The sequence below is a fragment of the Pseudoalteromonas sp. G4 genome, from assembly GCF_028875915.1.
Taxonomy (GTDB): domain Bacteria; phylum Pseudomonadota; class Gammaproteobacteria; order Enterobacterales; family Alteromonadaceae; genus Pseudoalteromonas.
In genome coordinates this window covers 1-15411 of sequence record NZ_JAPEHW010000089.1, presented here as the reverse complement: position 1 = coordinate 15411, position 15411 = coordinate 1, and the positions used below count along the sequence as shown (strand labels likewise).

The 15411-nt window shown below is 39.4% G+C and carries 14 protein-coding genes; 5 read left to right on the top strand and 9 right to left on the bottom strand.

All coding sequences use genetic code 11. The features are described 5' to 3' along the window. Positions 1-156: 156 nt before the first annotated feature. The 3 genes from ON073_RS18065 to ON073_RS18055 all read left to right on the top strand — a co-directional run bounded on the left by ON073_RS18065 (position 157) and on the right by ON073_RS18055 (position 3523). On the top strand, positions 157-1770 hold the full coding sequence (locus ON073_RS18065; RefSeq protein ID WP_274763279.1) for a response regulator: 1614 nt from the start codon (positions 157-159) through the stop codon (positions 1768-1770). 105 nt (positions 1771-1875) lie between these two features. Beyond that, positions 1876-2256: a BlaI/MecI/CopY family transcriptional regulator gene (locus tag ON073_RS18060; RefSeq protein ID WP_274763278.1), complete on the top strand. Its 381-nt coding sequence runs from the start codon at positions 1876-1878 to the stop codon at positions 2254-2256. Then, positions 2249-3523, top strand: coding sequence for a M56 family metallopeptidase (locus ON073_RS18055; RefSeq protein WP_274763277.1), 1275 nt, complete (start codon positions 2249-2251; stop codon positions 3521-3523). The genes ON073_RS18060 and ON073_RS18055 overlap by 8 nt, the downstream gene beginning before the upstream one ends. A 43-nt stretch (positions 3524-3566) precedes the next feature. Here ON073_RS18055 and ON073_RS18050 read toward each other — a convergent pair whose 3' ends face one another. From ON073_RS18050 to smc, 5 genes are all read right to left on the bottom strand, one after another. Next, positions 3567-4052, bottom strand: coding sequence for a DUF2919 domain-containing protein (locus ON073_RS18050; protein ID WP_274763276.1), 486 nt, complete (start codon positions 4050-4052; stop codon positions 3567-3569). Next, the gene (locus ON073_RS18045; protein WP_274763275.1) at positions 4049-4393 is read right to left on the bottom strand and encodes a DUF3392 family protein; all 345 of its coding nucleotides are present in this window, start codon (positions 4391-4393) and stop codon (positions 4049-4051) included. The genes ON073_RS18050 and ON073_RS18045 overlap by 4 nt, the downstream gene beginning before the upstream one ends. Positions 4394-4396: 3 nt before the next feature. Then, a complete protein-coding gene (ligA, locus tag ON073_RS18040; protein WP_274763274.1) occupies positions 4397-6409 on the bottom strand; it encodes an NAD-dependent DNA ligase LigA in 2013 nt (670 codons plus the stop codon). Positions 6410-6477: 68 nt separating this feature from the next. Next, on the bottom strand, positions 6478-7203 hold the full coding sequence (gene zipA, locus ON073_RS18035) for a cell division protein ZipA (RefSeq protein WP_274763273.1): 726 nt from the start codon (positions 7201-7203) through the stop codon (positions 6478-6480). A 136-nt stretch (positions 7204-7339) separates the two neighbouring features. Beyond that, the gene (smc, locus tag ON073_RS18030; RefSeq protein WP_274763272.1) at positions 7340-10822 is read right to left on the bottom strand and encodes a chromosome segregation protein SMC; all 3483 of its coding nucleotides are present in this window, start codon (positions 10820-10822) and stop codon (positions 7340-7342) included. Between the two features lie 165 nt (positions 10823-10987). Here smc and cysZ point away from each other — a divergent pair, with 165 nt between their 5' ends. Then, on the top strand, positions 10988-11716 hold the full coding sequence (gene cysZ / locus ON073_RS18025) for a sulfate transporter CysZ (protein WP_274763271.1): 729 nt from the start codon (positions 10988-10990) through the stop codon (positions 11714-11716). A gap of 57 nt (positions 11717-11773) precedes the next feature. Here the strand turns inward: cysZ and rlmM are convergent, their stop codons facing one another. Genes rlmM through ON073_RS18005 form a run of 4 tightly spaced genes read right to left on the bottom strand, consistent with a single transcriptional unit; the run spans position 11774 to position 14764 of the window. Further along, a complete protein-coding gene (rlmM, locus tag ON073_RS18020; protein WP_274763270.1) occupies positions 11774-12859 on the bottom strand; it encodes a 23S rRNA (cytidine(2498)-2'-O)-methyltransferase RlmM in 1086 nt (361 codons plus the stop codon). Between the two features lie 9 nt (positions 12860-12868). Then, entirely contained in the window at positions 12869-13249 is a 381-nt protein-coding gene (locus ON073_RS18015; RefSeq protein WP_274763269.1) for a DUF423 domain-containing protein, read from the bottom strand. Next, positions 13246-13860: an alpha/beta family hydrolase gene (locus ON073_RS18010; RefSeq protein WP_274763268.1), complete on the bottom strand. Its 615-nt coding sequence runs from the start codon at positions 13858-13860 to the stop codon at positions 13246-13248. The genes ON073_RS18015 and ON073_RS18010 overlap by 4 nt, the downstream gene beginning before the upstream one ends. After that, positions 13853-14764: a transcriptional regulator GcvA gene (locus ON073_RS18005; protein WP_274763267.1), complete on the bottom strand. Its 912-nt coding sequence runs from the start codon at positions 14762-14764 to the stop codon at positions 13853-13855. The genes ON073_RS18010 and ON073_RS18005 overlap by 8 nt, the downstream gene beginning before the upstream one ends. A 219-nt stretch (positions 14765-14983) precedes the next feature. Between ON073_RS18005 and ON073_RS18000 the strand changes: the two genes are divergently transcribed. Further along, complete coding sequence (locus tag ON073_RS18000) at positions 14984-15250, top strand: hypothetical protein (protein WP_274763265.1); 267 nt, start codon at positions 14984-14986, stop codon at positions 15248-15250. Positions 15251-15411: the final 161 nt, after the last annotated feature.

Here is a 15411-nt window from a genome sequence, read left to right as displayed (position 1 = left end):
CACTGGTTCAAGTCCAGTACGACCCACCATATTGAACCTACCTTTTTATTAAAACACCTTTTAAATCAAAACAATTCTCCTAAAAACACCCTATTTTATTGCGACAATTGCTGCCGTTTTATATAGTTTAAGTATGACCGCGCACTCAAGAATGCGATGAACAATAAACGCTTATACGAATCTAGTATTTTACTGATAGACGACCAACCATTAGCATTAAGCTATATGAAACAATCGCTTGAAAGCTTAGGCTTTAGTGATATTTCAATTGCTGAAAATGCAAAAATGGCACTTGGTCTATGCCAAGAGCACAGCTTTAATTTAGTTTTGTGCTCGTTTAATCTAGGTAAACTTAAAGATGGCTATCAACTTTACGAAGAGTTAAAAGCAAAGCGTTTAATTAAACATACCTGCGGCTTTATTTTTATTAGCGCAGAAACCGACACTAGCTTAGTGCATAGCGTAATTGAGCTACAGCCCGATGATTTTCTTGCCAAACCATTTTCACTTAAAGTATTTGGCGAGCGCATTATTAAATTGCTAAAGCGCAAACAAGCACTGGCTAAAATTTATGATTTTATTGATGTAGGCAATGATTCAAAAGCGCTTCGCTATGTTAATGAAATGCTCTCTGACAGTAGCAAAAATAACCTCTCCCCTATTTTATTAAAACTCCGTGGCGAGTTGCTTTTGCGATTAAATCGTACTGCTGAAGCCGTCGATTTTTTTAAATCAGTACTCAATATTCAAAAGTTCACTTGGGCAAGGGTTGGGTTAGTTGAAGCTTATATTCAAAACAGTGAATTCACACAAGCTAAAAACATCTTAGAGGTGATGTTAACCAAGCCAGAAACACGTTTAGTTGGCTATAACTTACTAGGAAAACTTGAGCTTTATTTAGAAAACTACGGCCAAGCACAACATTACTTATCACTTGCATCCAAATTAGCACCGCGCAATATTGAGCGCCAAGAAGATCTTATCGTACTCACAAAATACAATCACGATCATGAAAAGCACTTTAAAGTAAATAAAGAAATAGTGAAGTATGCCAAGCATTCTATGCACGACAAACCTGATATTTACCTTAATCTTGCCCGTGCTGGCATTGATTATGCGCTAACACTTGATCAGGCCGATATGGTAAATCGTCTTACTCGGCAAAGTAATGAATGTTTATCGCAATTACGCAAGCAATTCCCTGACAGCAAAGCACAAGAACAAATAGATGTGATTAATGCACGTATCCATTATTTAAAAGATGAGCACGCCAAAGCCATTGCATTAGTCGAGCAACTGGAAGATCAACCGATCATCCGCTCTATTGATGATACCTTAGATAAAGCAAAAGCCTTTCATGAGCTAGGAATGCATTACAAAGCAAATCAGCTATTTACACAATTAGCTGAACACTGCGAAAAATATCAAAGCGAGAATACAGCACTTAACGCCTACCTAAAACAAGAGCGACAAGAGCGCGATGAAATACGTTACTCGCCAAAAGAGCTCAATAACAATGCAGTACACAGCTATGAAAAAGGCAAATATGAAGAGGCACTTAGCTTCTTTACTCAAGCATTTCGCATAATGCCCAAAAATGCCAATATTGCATTAAACTTATTGCAAGTGATGTTAGACAACAAGCACCCTACCAGTATCAATAAAGAGCTTATTTCGCGCTGTTATGAAACGGTTCAAAGCGCAAAATTAGATAACGAGCAGCAAGCGCGCCTTGAAAAACTAAAACCCCTAATAAATAGTGTTATTTAACTAAGATTAACATTTCTAATTGATTTTTAAGATTCATATTGTTGACAAACCAACAACCAATCTCTACATTTGTAGACATTAAAACTACAAGTGTAGAGATTTGAAATGAAACTATCTGAGTCAGAATCACAAGTTCTCCAAGTTTTTTGGCAAAATGGTGAAAATTCGGCACCTCAAGTTCATAAAGTAATAGAGAAAATAAAGCCAGTCTCTTATTCAACAGTCAAAACACTCATTGATCGTTTAGAACAAAAAGGAGCACTAAAACGCACTAGCAAAGAAGGAAGAACAGTTTTTTACACAGCAGTTGCAGAACCAAAAGTAACAAAAAAACCAATTGTAAAGTCACTTATCGACCGAATTTTTGGTGGTAAACCATCCGAGTTAGCAGCGCACATCGTTGAGCAAGAAACATTAAATAAGCAAGAAATTGAATATTTGGAAAGCATTTTAGCCAAACGCAAAAAGGAACTTAATGATGATTAATTATGTGCTGATTAATCTGCTGTTTTCTATTTCGACTTTGCTAATACATCGCTATTTTAATTTACCAGCAAGAGTCAGAGTTCCACTTCTATTTGCTGCGATAATTTCATGGTGCATACCTTATGATCTGTTAGTTAACTGGATGAGTAATTTAAATGCCAACAACACATTTATCATACTAAGTACGCAAACCAGTAACACAATTATAAATGCCAATAGCTATATATCAGAACACAGCCTATCTCTACTTAATTACTATCAGCTTTTGTTAGTCATTGGTGCGCTAACAGCAGCCTATAAAGCACTAAAGTTTATTCTCTGGAGTAATTCTATACGTGCAGTATGCGTAAAAGATGAAGTACTTTCTGAAGATTTTGGACACCCTATTTATCGTACTGCACAACAAAACCCAGGTTTATTAGTAGGATTTTTAAAGCCCATCATATTGATTGATAATGATTTAAAGGAGCGCGACTTAGTTGCATTAACAATAAATCATGAGTTAACTCATATTGCATATCGTGATCATATTCATGTATTCACTAGTGGCTTAATTTCTTATTTCTTTTTCTGGAACCCATTCGTTAGAAAATTGGTTAAACAAACAAAACTTGCGATAGAGCAACGCTGCGATGAAAAAACAGCATTGAACTTCGAAACTAATGAATATTTGTTGGGATTAGCAAAACTTATTAAGCATTATCAAAAGCCAGAATCATTTGCTTTTAATGCCACTTTAGTTAATTCAAAACACCAAGGGATCGCTCGGTTAATCTACTTAAAGGAGAAGAAAATGTTAACTAAACTACAAAAATCAATCATCGCACTAATCGCGTTTGTCACCAGCATACTCACATCAACACTAGTGCTTGCTCAAGTTGGACAAACTGAAAGTATTCAGTTGCCAAGACAAGGCGTGGCTTTAAAAATTAAAACAACTTATCAAGCTGAAGAAGACAGTATTTTTACACAAGCAACAGATGTTCTATCAGATTTTGATAAACCAGTTTCACTTGTTGTGAATGATGAATTAAATACGAGCTTTAAATATACAATTAAAGATTTAAAACAAACTGCATTGATTGATATTTCAATGTCCATAGATGGAGAAGTTGTTGCAGCGCCAAAACTTGAAGTTTTATTTGGAAACACCGCTGAGGTCAGAATAGATAATCTAATATCTCTTGAGGTAACACCATCAAGAGCCATGATAAATAAGCCACCGGTCACTCAACTTGACCTTTCAGTGCCATTAAAAACACCTTAATTGGTTATAAATCAGAGGAGTAGTAGTGCTATATTAAGCCCTACTATTTCGCTTCGTCCTTTGTTTCCGGCTCAGGCCACTCGTTAAAATAAACGCTTAAATAACGACTTTTAAGTAAGTATAGCCCTGCCCAACTGAGCAATACTAACTGTACAGCTAAACCGATTGAGAAGCTGTAATACTGACTTTTTGCTTGTAGTAATGACCAGGTTAAATCCATAACAACATTAGCAAGCAATAACCAGCGCGCATAACGCCAAATATATTTAGGCCACTGGATTGCATTGGGGCGCCTAAACAAATAGCAAAAGGTGACGATGATGCTAAGCCCAGCAATAGCTAGTGCAACAAAAAACTGTTGTTTTTGCGGATAGAAAATCGCCATTAGGTTTAAATCTTCACGCCGTGATGCTGCCGCAAACAGCCATAAAATATAAGGCCTTAAAAGCAGCACTAACACTAGCACAAAGCCGATTGGCGCTCTAAAATAACCGTTTTTATCCCAATACTCTGGGCCAAAATGGCTCATACTTGATTTTTCCTATCAGCCAGCACACCTAGTACCACAAATAAAGCAAACACAACCAGAGGTAAGAAACCTCGCTCTATTTGGTGAAATAAGCGTACTAAATAAGGATTCACAAATACAATTAAACTGCCAACACCGATGCCTGTAACAAGAATGAACACCAGCGTACGTGCAAAAAAATTCTGCTGACCAATTAACCGTTTAACCGCCTTATTTAGACTGGCACCGTATATCGCAGTTAAACAAATTAAGGCGATTAATACTATCTGACTAAGATAAGGTGAAAGCCAAGTTGCAACTTGGCTATTTAACGATGAAAAAAAGTTTACAACCTCTGACATTGTTTACTCGTATTTTGCAAAAAGGGCTAGCATGTCATCTTCTGTCAACACTTCAACACCTAAATCTTGTGCTTTAGTGAGCTTAGAACCTGCTTTTTCACCAGCGACTAACGCGTGTGTTTTAGCGGAAACACTGCCCGACACTTTTGCACCGAGTGCTTGAAGTTTAGCTTTTGCTTCACTGCGCCCCATTTGATTAAGTGTACCTGTTAGCACATAAGTTAAACCATCCAACGGCATTTCATCTTGCGATTTTTCTTCAATCGCTGGCCAGTGTAATCCAGCAGCAATTAATGCCTCAATAACCGTTTGGTTGTGTTCTTCTTTAAAGAAGTAATAAACATGCTTGGCAACCACTTCACCCACATCAGATACGTCCTGCAAGCCCTCTATAGACGCGTTTTGAAGTGCCTCCAAGGTTTTATAATGATTTGCTAAGTTTTGCGCTGTCGCTTCGCCTACTTCGCGAATACCCAGTGAATATAAAAACTTAGCAAGTGTGGTTTGCTTGGCTTTTTCAAGTGCCGCAACTAAATTCTCGGCCGACTTTGGCCCCATACGCTCAAGCGACTCAATATGGCCTTGGCTTAAACTAAATAAGTCAGCTGGTGTTTGGATCAGTTTACGATCAACTAACTGCTCCACTACTTTATCGCCTAAACCATCTACATCGAGCGCTTTACGTGAAGCAAAATGCTTAATCGCCTCTTTGCGCTGGGCTTCACATACTAAACCACCACCACAACGAGCAACGGCCTCTCCTTCTATGCGTTCGATGTGCGAATCGCACACTGGGCACGTTGTTGGGAAAACAATCTCTTTGGCATCACTTGGGCGACGTTCTAGCACGACACTCGCTACTTGCGGGATCACATCCCCTGCACGGCGAATAATCACCGTATCGCCAATATGCACACCCAAACGTGAAATTTCGTCTGCATTATGCAATGTCGCATTTGATACAGTTACACCACCCACATAGACTGGCTCTAAACGGGCAACAGGTGTAATTGCACCTGTGCGGCCTACTTGAAACTCAACATCTAATAAGGTGGTAAGCTCTTCTTGCGCAGGAAATTTACAAGCAATCGCCCAACGCGGCGCACGGGCGACAAAACCTAAAGTTTGCTGAATCGCTTTATCGTTAACTTTAATTACAACACCATCAATTTCATAGCCAAGTGCTGCACGGCGGCCAAGAATATCTGAGTAATAGGCAAAGGCTTCTTTGGCATTATTAGCAGTTCGGATTTCAGGGCATACTGGTAAGCCCCACTCTTTCAGCTGCATTAGTTGCTCAAAATGCGTATTTGCTAACTCAAAGCCCTCAACAACACCTGTGCTGTAGGCATAGAGCATTAATGGGCGAGAAGCGGTAATTTTAGGGTCTAATTGACGTAAGCTACCTGCAGCCGCATTACGCGGGTTAGCAAAGGTTTTATCCCCTTTTTCTTGTTGCGTTTGGTTTAGCTTGGCAAAGCCTTTATCATCAATAAATACTTCGCCGCGCACCTCTAAACGCGCAGGAATAGAGTCACCACGTAAACGCAGTGGCACATTTCGAATGGTTTTTACATTCTCAGTAATGTTTTCACCTACTTGGCCATCACCGCGTGTTGCAGCGCGTACCAGCACTCCATTTTCGTAAAGAATAGATACCGCTAAGCCATCAAGCTTAGGTTCACAGCAAAATGCAAGGTCAGTGCTATCTTTTAAACGGTCTTTCATACGTTTATCAAACGCATAAAATTCCTCTTCATCAAATGCATTATCAAGTGACAACATAGGCACTTCATGATTTACCTTGTCAAACGCTGCCAGCGCCATACCACCCACTTTTTGACTTGGTGAGTCGGCACTTTTAAGTTCTGGATTAGCTTCTTCTAATGCGATTAGTTCTCGCATTAAGCGGTCATATTCAACATCAGGAATAGTTGGGTTATCAAGCACATAATATTGATAATTATGGTTTTCGATCTGTGCTTTAAGTTGCTTAATTTGCTCAGCCGCACTCACGGTGACTTCCTCTTAATAGCTAAAAAAGCCACCAAATGGTGGCTTTTATATAATGTGTGACGCTGACGTTATAGACCGTCAAACTCTCTAATTTTTTCCACATACTGTCTAACAGTAGCAACATCAAGTTCTTGGCGATTATGGTCTAAAATTGTCGCACTAAATTCATCGGCAATTTTCTTTGCTGCACTGTGAAGCATATTGAACGATGGTAGGCTATCCCCTGCACATGGCAGAGTCATAAATAAGCTTACACCTTCAGTTGAAAACTGTTCCATATTATCAATATCAAACGTGCCAGGGTTAAACATGTTTGCTAAACGGAATAAAACAGCCCCTTGACCCGATGCATCTTCATGGCGGTTAAAGAAACCATCTTCAGAATACTTAAAGCCTAACGTTAAAAGTAGCGGCAGTAACGAAGAGCCCTGCATTGGCAAGCCTTCTTCCGTTTGAATATGAATAATAATGTAGTCTTGAACCGCTGTTTTACCTTCTTCAGTTTGCTCTGGTTCTTGTTCAACCTGTGCTTTTGGTTCATCGTCATCAATGCTAATCGATATATCACCAAGCTCAGGTTCATCATTAACATTCAACTTTGCATCCATTTTAGGCTCAACAACGGTTGATTTTTCATTTGCTGGTGCAACATCATCTTTATTTGGGGTCGCACTTGGTTCTTGAACAAGTGTGCGGCTGTCATTTTTACGAATCGACCAAAGGCCATGAAGCAGTACGCCGCCAATTACTAACGCACCACCAATAATTAACACCCACCTTAGTTCGTCACTCATTCAAGTACCCTTAAATTATATTTTTTTCCGATTTACAAAATTATTAAGCAACCGCTGATTAATTTCAACTGCTTATCCTACGCAAAGTGAACAGATAAGACTAGTTGCTGATAATTTATACCAAATTGAGTTGGCTTTACGCTGACTCAGACATTTCTAGTGCTTTTTCGATATCTACAGCAACAACCCTTGATACACCAGGCTCTGCCATTGTAACACCCGTTAAACGTGCAGCCATTTCCATGGCTATTTTGTTATGACTAATATACACAAATTGCACGTCTTGTGACATTTCTTCCACTAAACGGCAAAAACGACCTACATTCGCATCATCCAGTGGTGCATCTACTTCATCTAACATACAAAATGGTGCGGGATTTAATTGGAAAATTGAAAAAACCAACGACAACGCCGTTAGTGCTTTTTCACCGCCACTTAATAAATGAATTGTGGCATTCTTTTTACCCGGCGGCCTTGCCATTATTGCAACACCGGTATCAAGTAGCTCATCCGATGTCAGTTCAAGGTAAGCTGAGCCACCACCAAATACTTTTGGAAACAGGTTTTGTAAACCACTATTAACTTGGTCAAAAGTGGTTTTAAAGCGCTGCTTAGTCTCACGGTCAATTTTAACGATGGCAGATTCCAATGTATCCAGTGCACTTACTAGATCTTCATATTGTTGATCTAAGTAATTTTTCCGCGTAGATGCTTTATCAAACTCTTCAATGGCCGCCAAGTTAATTGCACCAAGCTCATTAATCTCAGTCGAAACTTTGGTTAATTGGTTTTGCAATGAGGCGAGTTTTGCGTCTTCTGGCAACTGGGCAATTACCTCTTTTAACTGCGTATTTAGTTCAGAAAGAGGCGCAAGTGCCGCCTCTGATTTCAGTTGGAAGCTCTGCTGCTCAAGTACAATATTTTGTTTTGTTTGCTTAAGCGCATCTAATTTTTGTTGCTCAGTACCAATACCTGACTCTGCTTGTTTTAACTTTTCTTTGGCATCATCGAGTGCTTGCTGTTTTAGCGCTTTTTGATCTATTTGCGCTTCCAGCATTAAATGCTGCTCAGCAATTGCTTCATCAAGCTCAACGAGCGGCAGTTGCACTTCTTCAAGGGCAAGCTTTGCTTCTTCAAGCTGCTCATTTAGCTCTTCAAAACGTGCCGTAAACTGGTTTAGTTTAGATTCGCTCAGTACAGCTTGGTTTTGTACTGTTTGAAGATGCAATTGAATTTTGTGAAATTGGTTTTTTTCACTTTCCCATGCTGTTTGTAATTGACGGGTAACTAGTTTGGCATTGTGATATGCCGCCTCTAGGCTTGATTGGCTCTCTTTACTTGCTGTGAGTTTCTCTTCTATCTCATCAAATTCTGCTTCTAGTGGCGCTTTATCAACTTCAAGTTTCACTAGCTCTTCGTCAATTTGTGACTGTAATTGCGTTTGTGTTTCGCCTTGCTGTGTTAGCTCAGCTAAGCGCTTCTCAGCATAAGTATATTCAGTTTGTTTTAACGTTAGCTCTCGCTCTAGTTCACTAAATGTGATTTGTAACGCTTGCTCTGCACTTTGTAGTTTTTCAAGTGTATTTTGATGTGCATTTAAGGCAGTCTGTGCTGCTTTATAGTTTTGCTCACACGTTGGCAGTGATGATTCAATGTCATTTAGTATTTGGTGTTTAACCAGCAGTGAGTTTTCACGGTCAAATTGACAAGGCAAAAACCAATTTGCGCCACTTAAGTTACCTTTTTTGTCGACAGCAAACAGGAATGCATTTTGCCAAAAGTCTCTTTGTAACTCGTTTACATCTTCAACAACGGCAATCTCATTAAAATAACTTGGGAATTCACCAACAATTACTTTTTCAGCAAGTGTTCCAACCACAGCGCTTGTTTGCTGTGGCCAAATTTGTGGCTGTAATAAATTTTCATCAAGTTCATCAACAAGTGCTGCAAAACTTAAATTAAATAAGCTCGCTTCAACAGCAAGTTGCCAGTCATCACTTACCTTAAGTGAAGAAAGCAGGTTTTCAGATGCTGTCGAATTATCCGTGTGTTCACATAACACCAGTGCCAATGCATCACGTTTACTTTGAAGCGCCTGTAATTCACGCTGAGCCTCATTAAGCAAGGATTGTTTTTGCAAAAGCGTTGTTTGTGCTTGCTGCACTTCGCTATTTAACTCGGATAAATCACTGCGCGTTTTACTATGTTTTGCTTTTATGTCATCAAGTTTAAATGACGTTAATTGCGCTTTAATCTTGGCGCACTCATCTTGCAGCTTTAGTTGTTGCTCACTAGCAGCGCATTGTTGTTGCTTAAGGGTTGCTTCTTTTACCTTGAGCGACGAAACAGATGTTTGTAGAGTTTGCTGCTTTTGCATCAAGGTTTGGTTTTCACCTAAGCTGGCTTGGTAAGCGTTATAAAAATCATCTTGCTGTATTTTTTTTTCTTCATACTTTGCAAAACTCAATTCAAGCAGCTCTTCATATTCGGTGAGTTCTACTTGGCAAAGTGATAACTGCGCTTGTTGTTCTTGCTGACTTTCTTTGGTGTCGAGCTGGTCTTGGGTGATTTGCTGATGTTGCCTTTGCAGTTGCTCTATACGCTGAATTAGTTGCGTTTTTTGCCCCTGCTTATGAATTTTATCCTGCTCATCTCGGGCTAATTTATTACGTAGCTGAAACTCTTGATGCTGCGCATCGTTAAGTATATCCACAGCTTGCTCTATGGCTAATTTCAGAGCCAAAATAACATCATCATGACCAGTATGAGCTTGTGTTAAAAAGGCAATCTGCTCATCAACGTCTTTCAGTTTTGCTTCGCTTTCTAGCAGCTTTTGTTGAAGTGCCTGCCATTTAAGCACGCAAATTTGTGCTTTTAAGGTGCGCTCTTTGGCTTTCGCCGTGGTGAATGTACGCGCTTTTTCCGCTTGTTCGGTTAATACTGTAAGCTGATTTTCGAGTTCATTACGTAAATCAAGTAAACGCTCAAGGTTGTCACGTGTACTATTTAGCCGCGTTTGTGTTTCTCTGCGTCTTTCTTTGTATTTAGAAACACCCGCAGCTTCTTCTAAAAAAATTCGTAAATCTTGCGGTTTACTCTCAATCAAACGCGAGATCATGCCTTGTTCGATAATCGCATAACTGCGTGGGCCAAGCCCTGTCCCCAAGAAAATATCAGTAATATCACGCTTTCGGCATTTTTCACCATTTAAATAGTATTGTGATATGCCTTCACGAGTAACTAGGCGTTTAATTGCAATTTGGTTACGCGATGCTAGCGTGCCAGGCAAGCGTCCTTCGGTATTATCAAACAGTAATTCAACAGATGCTTGCGACACTGGTTTACGCTCGGTTCCTTCGGTATTATCAAACAGTAATTCAACAGATGCTTGCGACACTGGTTTACGCTCGGTTGAACCATTAAAAATAACGTCTGTCATGGCATCGCCACGTAAGTTTTTTGCCGAGCTTTCACCCAGCACCCAGCGCACAGCATCGATCACGTTTGATTTACCACAGCCATTTGGACCAACAACACAAGTCATTTGATCAGGAAATGGAATTTTGCTTGGCTCAACAAACGATTTGAAACCTGCGAGCTTAATTGAGGCTAGACGCATTTTATTCTTATTTGATTGTCTAATTGATGAGAATAATAAAGCTCAACTTTATCAGATTTACCCTAACTGAAACAACTTGTAACGCTTAACAGTAAAATCTGGTTTAAAGCCTTTTATCGACTTATTATACTAAGCAAGGTTAGTCATTGTTTTTTGGAGTTTTCCATGCAGTTAGGAAAAGGGTTCGAATATTTTTTATCGGGCTTTAGTTTAATTAGCCAAAAAGGGTTAAAGCGCTTTGTGCTGATCCCGCTATTAATTAACCTTGTGTTATTTGGTAGCTCGTTGTTTTTTATTATCGGTTGGATTGAGCAAGGTGTTAACTACGTCAATGGCTACTTGCCAGACTTTTTATCTTGGCTGGAATTTATTATTTGGCCGATTGCACTACTGCTCGTGCTATTTATCTATTCCATGGTATTTACTGTTATTACCAACTTTATTGCGGCACCGTTTAATGGCTTGCTGAGTGAAAAAGTTGAACTGTATTTAACAGGACAGCGAGTTAATGACGATGGGCTAGCTGACTTACTAAAAGATGTGCCTCGCATGCTTGGCCGCGAATTATCCAAACTGGTTTATTATTTACCAAAAGCGTTGCTGTTTTTGATTTTACTGTTATTTATTCCGGTGTTTGGTCAGGTAATGTGGTTTTTATTTAGTGCGTGGATGTTTGCCGTGCAATACATTGATTACCCGTTTGATAATCACAAAATTCCGTTTGTTGAAGCGCGCCAGCACTTAAAACAAAAACAAGGCTTAAGTTATGGCTTTGGCACTGCTGTATTAATTTTTAGTATGGTGCCGATTGTTAACTTAATCGTAATGCCTGTGGCTGTATGTGGTGCAACACGGTTATTTGTTGAGAACTACCGTATTAATTACCGAGCTTAAAACAAACACAAAAAAGGCTGCAAACGCAGCCTTTTTTAATTTAAGTAACCAAAACAATTAACTATATACGTTCTGAGGTACTTTTAAGATTTGAATATGCACAGTGATTTCTTCACGGTCATGATATAAGTGTTTCGCTTGTAGTTCATACTTGATGTTGTATTTAGTCAGCTCTTCATGGATCAGATTTAAACACTGATAAACCGCATCAAAACGCTTTTTCATTGGCAGTTTTAAGTTAAATATTTGCTCTTTAACAAAGCCATTTACCGCCCAGTCAATCATTAAGTTTGCCACTTTAATTGGTTTTTCAACCATGTCGCAAACCAACCAGTCGATATTACGTTTATCTGGGCGGAATTTAAAACCATCTTCACGTTTATGTTTAACTTGGCCTGTTTCCATCAGTGATTCTGCCATCGGGCCATTATCGATAGCTTGTACCATCATACCACGGCGAACAAGCTGGTATGTCCAACCACCAGGACATGCACCTAAGTCAACACCACGCATGCCTGGTTGCAAACGCGATTCATGCTCATCTTTTGGCACAAATACATGAAATGCTTCATCAAGTTTTAGGGTTGAACGGCTTGGCGCATCTTTTGGCATACGCAGGCGCGGAATACCCATATAAAACGGTGAATTATTATAGCTGTAAGAAAAGCCCACATAAGCTGCGCTATTAGATAAAAACATCACATGTAATACTGGACGGTTTTTCACTTCATTGGCTAATAAAGTTTCTTGTGCAACCAGTGCTTTGCGAAGTGGCACTGAGAACTTTTTACAAAACTTTTGCAGCTCTTTACCGTCGTTGGTATCAGGTGTTTCTACACGTAATTCACCACATAATGGGAACTCAGCAACCGCTGATGAAATCGCTGAGACACGATCTTCAATTGGCATTTTATCTACCAATTGACCAACAAACCATTGGCGTGCAAAAACCATTTCTTTAAACGGCAGTTTACGTACAACAACTTCTGCTTCAAGCGGATCATAACAGTTAAACGTAATATAGCCGCTGTTGTCTTTCGCTTTTACAAAACCACCAATTTCACGCAATGCTGCATGGTGGCTGATTTCAGCGGCACAATCGTTTTCAAAACCCGGTCGACAATAAATAACAATCGCTGACATTTTTCTCACTTACTTAGTTTGAACTGACTGATGTTTTACAACACTGATGGTAAATATCAGCCAACTCACAATAAAACACACGCCACCTATTGGCGTAATTGGGCCAAAAATTTTGCTACCTGTTGTTGCCAACAAGTATAGGCTGCCACTAAAAAAGACAACACCTAATATGGCAAAAATACTGGCCCACTTTAATCTGTACCCTAAATGGCTCAATATACCGAACAAAATAAGCGCTAAGCCATGAATAAATTGATAATCCACACCCGTTTGAAACACCGTAATCATACTTGGGCTAATGTGTGATTTAAGTCCATGCGCAGCAAACGCACCTAACATCACCGCAAGTGCACATAATATGCCGCCGGTGGCTAAGATAAACTTATTCATAATTGTTTTGCGATAAATTGAGATGCAAATTCAGCAGCTGTTTGCCAATTTTGCAGTTGGGTTAAACCACTCGCTTTTCGTGGTACTAATGAGTGATCTCCATCGGAGATCCAAAAAGTGCTAACATTATCGCATATTGGATAACTTTCTACCTCATCTTTTTTTCCAAAGGTATCTCGTTCGCCTTGGATCACCGCAAGCGGTGCTTTTAGCGATGGGAAATGGTCAATTCTCAGCTTATCTAATTTGCCTGGTGGATGAAATGGATAACCAAAAGCAATAACGCCTTTAACGGTGTGTTCGCATGCAAGCATAGATGCCATTCGTCCGCCCATTGATTTTCCGCCTATAAATAGGGGGAGTTCTGGGTTCGCTTGTTCTATTACTTTGGCAAAGTACTCTAACAGTTTTGGTGCACGCTGCGGCGGGCGCTTCTTACCTTCAGCTTTGGCTTGTTGCATGTATTCAAAATCAAATAAGCCAACGTCTACGCCTAATTTTACCAAATTGGCTGCCATGGTTACCATAAACTCAGAATCCATACTCGCACCAGCACCATGCGCAAAAATTAGCTGAGCTTTGGCATTATCAGCTTTAACCCAATTAATCATTAAAACCTGCCTCAATTTGTTCTTTTTCAACCATGCTTAACATCCACTCTTTAAATGCCACAATTTTTCCAAGTTCAGCTTGAGACTCTCGCAGTACTAAATAAAATGCGTTTTTACTTTCAAGGTGGTGGTTAAATGGGATAACGAGTCGCCCTGCGTCAAGCTCTGGTTTTGCAAGCACACTATTAACCAATGCTATGCCCTGCCCATGGACAGCTGCTTGAAGCACCATAGACGAATGGCTAAAGATGGGCCCTTGATTAACCCGAGAGTTGTTTACACCTAAAGTCTTAAACCAATTTTTCCAGGGCTTACGTGTCATATCATGCAGCAATGTATGTTGTTGTAAATCTGTCGGCTCTTTAAGTGGTTTAGGGCCGCTTAATAATAACGGACTACATAAAGGCACAAGGTATTCTGTATGCAATTTATGGCTTTGCACCCCACTCCAATGACCTCTGCCGTAGTAAATTGCAACATCAACATCATCGGTTAATGAGTTTTCATCTAAATCTTGGGCTTTAATTCGAATATCAATATCTGGATGAAGCTCATTAAATGCCTGTAGCCTTGGTACCAGCCATTGAATAGCAAAACTCGGTGTTAAACTCACGGCCACCGAACCTTTGGCACCTCGTGCCAACAGCTTTTCAGTTGCATCCACTAATTGAGTAAAAACTTCTTTAATATCCAAAAAGTACGCCTGCCCTTCCTCTGTTAATAAAAGAGAGCGATTTCGACGTAAAAATAGTTTTAAGCCTAAGTGATCTTCTAATGTTTTAATTTGGTGGCTAACCGCAGCTTGCGTTACAAACAACTCATCTGCTGCCTTGGTAAAACTCAAGTTGCGGGCAGCAGCTTCGAACGCCTTGAGTGAATTTAACGGGGGCAATCTTCTAGACATGACAACCTGATGACGAATTCATTAGTTTTTTTTATCTGAACGCATTATAAATCATCGTTTTTAAAAGGCAATTAACTTGGTTAATATTTACACCAAGAGAAAAAACCGCCAACCAACCATAGGTTTCCTCTTAAAAAATTAAGTAATGTTTTAAAAAATTTAATATTTATGCTGCCCAGAAGCATAAATATAATTTGTTCAATTAGGAAGAATACTGAAATGACTAAATGGATTCTGTGTTTTACAGCAATGACAAGCTTAAATGTAGTAGCAGCTCCTTCTAAACAAGAAGCAACTATTATTCAAGAGTTTACGCATAGCATTCATAATGAGCTTAAAACTGAAATCACTGATTTCGCAAAGCAAAAAGCTGAAAACACAGTACGTTTCAAGGTAGATATCACGACTAAGCAAAACGATAAGCAACAAAAGAAAGCTGAGTTAATTGCTAAAGTGAGCTATTCAAATATTAAAAACGCGGAGTAATCCCGTTTCTGCCCAACAAAAAAGACGCAAAGTGCGTCTTTTTTAATACCTAAAATAAGCTATTAAATTAGGGTCTGTTGACCTTTCAAGTTCGTTTTTGCAGCAGTTTGATTAGGTTTTATACAAGGCAGAGGCTGTGTGGCATAGTTATTCTATGTGAG

Coding starts and splice junctions, on each gene's coding strand:
- zipA (WP_274763273.1), bottom strand. CDS start 7,203: ATGAGTGACGAACTAAGGTGGGTGTTAATTATTGGTGGTGCGTTAGTA.
- ON073_RS18055 (WP_274763277.1), top strand. CDS start 2,249: ATGATTAATTATGTGCTGATTAATCTGCTGTTTTCTATTTCGACTTTG.
- cysZ (WP_274763271.1), top strand. CDS start 10,988: ATGCAGTTAGGAAAAGGGTTCGAATATTTTTTATCGGGCTTTAGTTTA.
- ON073_RS18050 (WP_274763276.1), bottom strand. CDS start 4,052: ATGAGCCATTTTGGCCCAGAGTATTGGGATAAAAACGGTTATTTTAGA.
- ON073_RS18010 (WP_274763268.1), bottom strand. CDS start 13,860: ATGATTAATTGGGTTAAAGCTGATAATGCCAAAGCTCAGCTAATTTTT.
- ON073_RS18005 (WP_274763267.1), bottom strand. CDS start 14,764: ATGTCTAGAAGATTGCCCCCGTTAAATTCACTCAAGGCGTTCGAAGCT.
- smc (WP_274763272.1), bottom strand. CDS start 10,822: ATGCGTCTAGCCTCAATTAAGCTCGCAGGTTTCAAATCGTTTGTTGAG.
- rlmM (WP_274763270.1), bottom strand. CDS start 12,859: ATGTCAGCGATTGTTATTTATTGTCGACCGGGTTTTGAAAACGATTGT.
- ON073_RS18015 (WP_274763269.1), bottom strand. CDS start 13,249: ATGAATAAGTTTATCTTAGCCACCGGCGGCATATTATGTGCACTTGCG.
- ON073_RS18045 (WP_274763275.1), bottom strand. CDS start 4,393: ATGTCAGAGGTTGTAAACTTTTTTTCATCGTTAAATAGCCAAGTTGCA.
- ON073_RS18000 (WP_274763265.1), top strand. CDS start 14,984: ATGACTAAATGGATTCTGTGTTTTACAGCAATGACAAGCTTAAATGTA.
- ON073_RS18060 (WP_274763278.1), top strand. CDS start 1,876: ATGAAACTATCTGAGTCAGAATCACAAGTTCTCCAAGTTTTTTGGCAA.
- ON073_RS18065 (WP_274763279.1), top strand. CDS start 157: ATGAACAATAAACGCTTATACGAATCTAGTATTTTACTGATAGACGAC.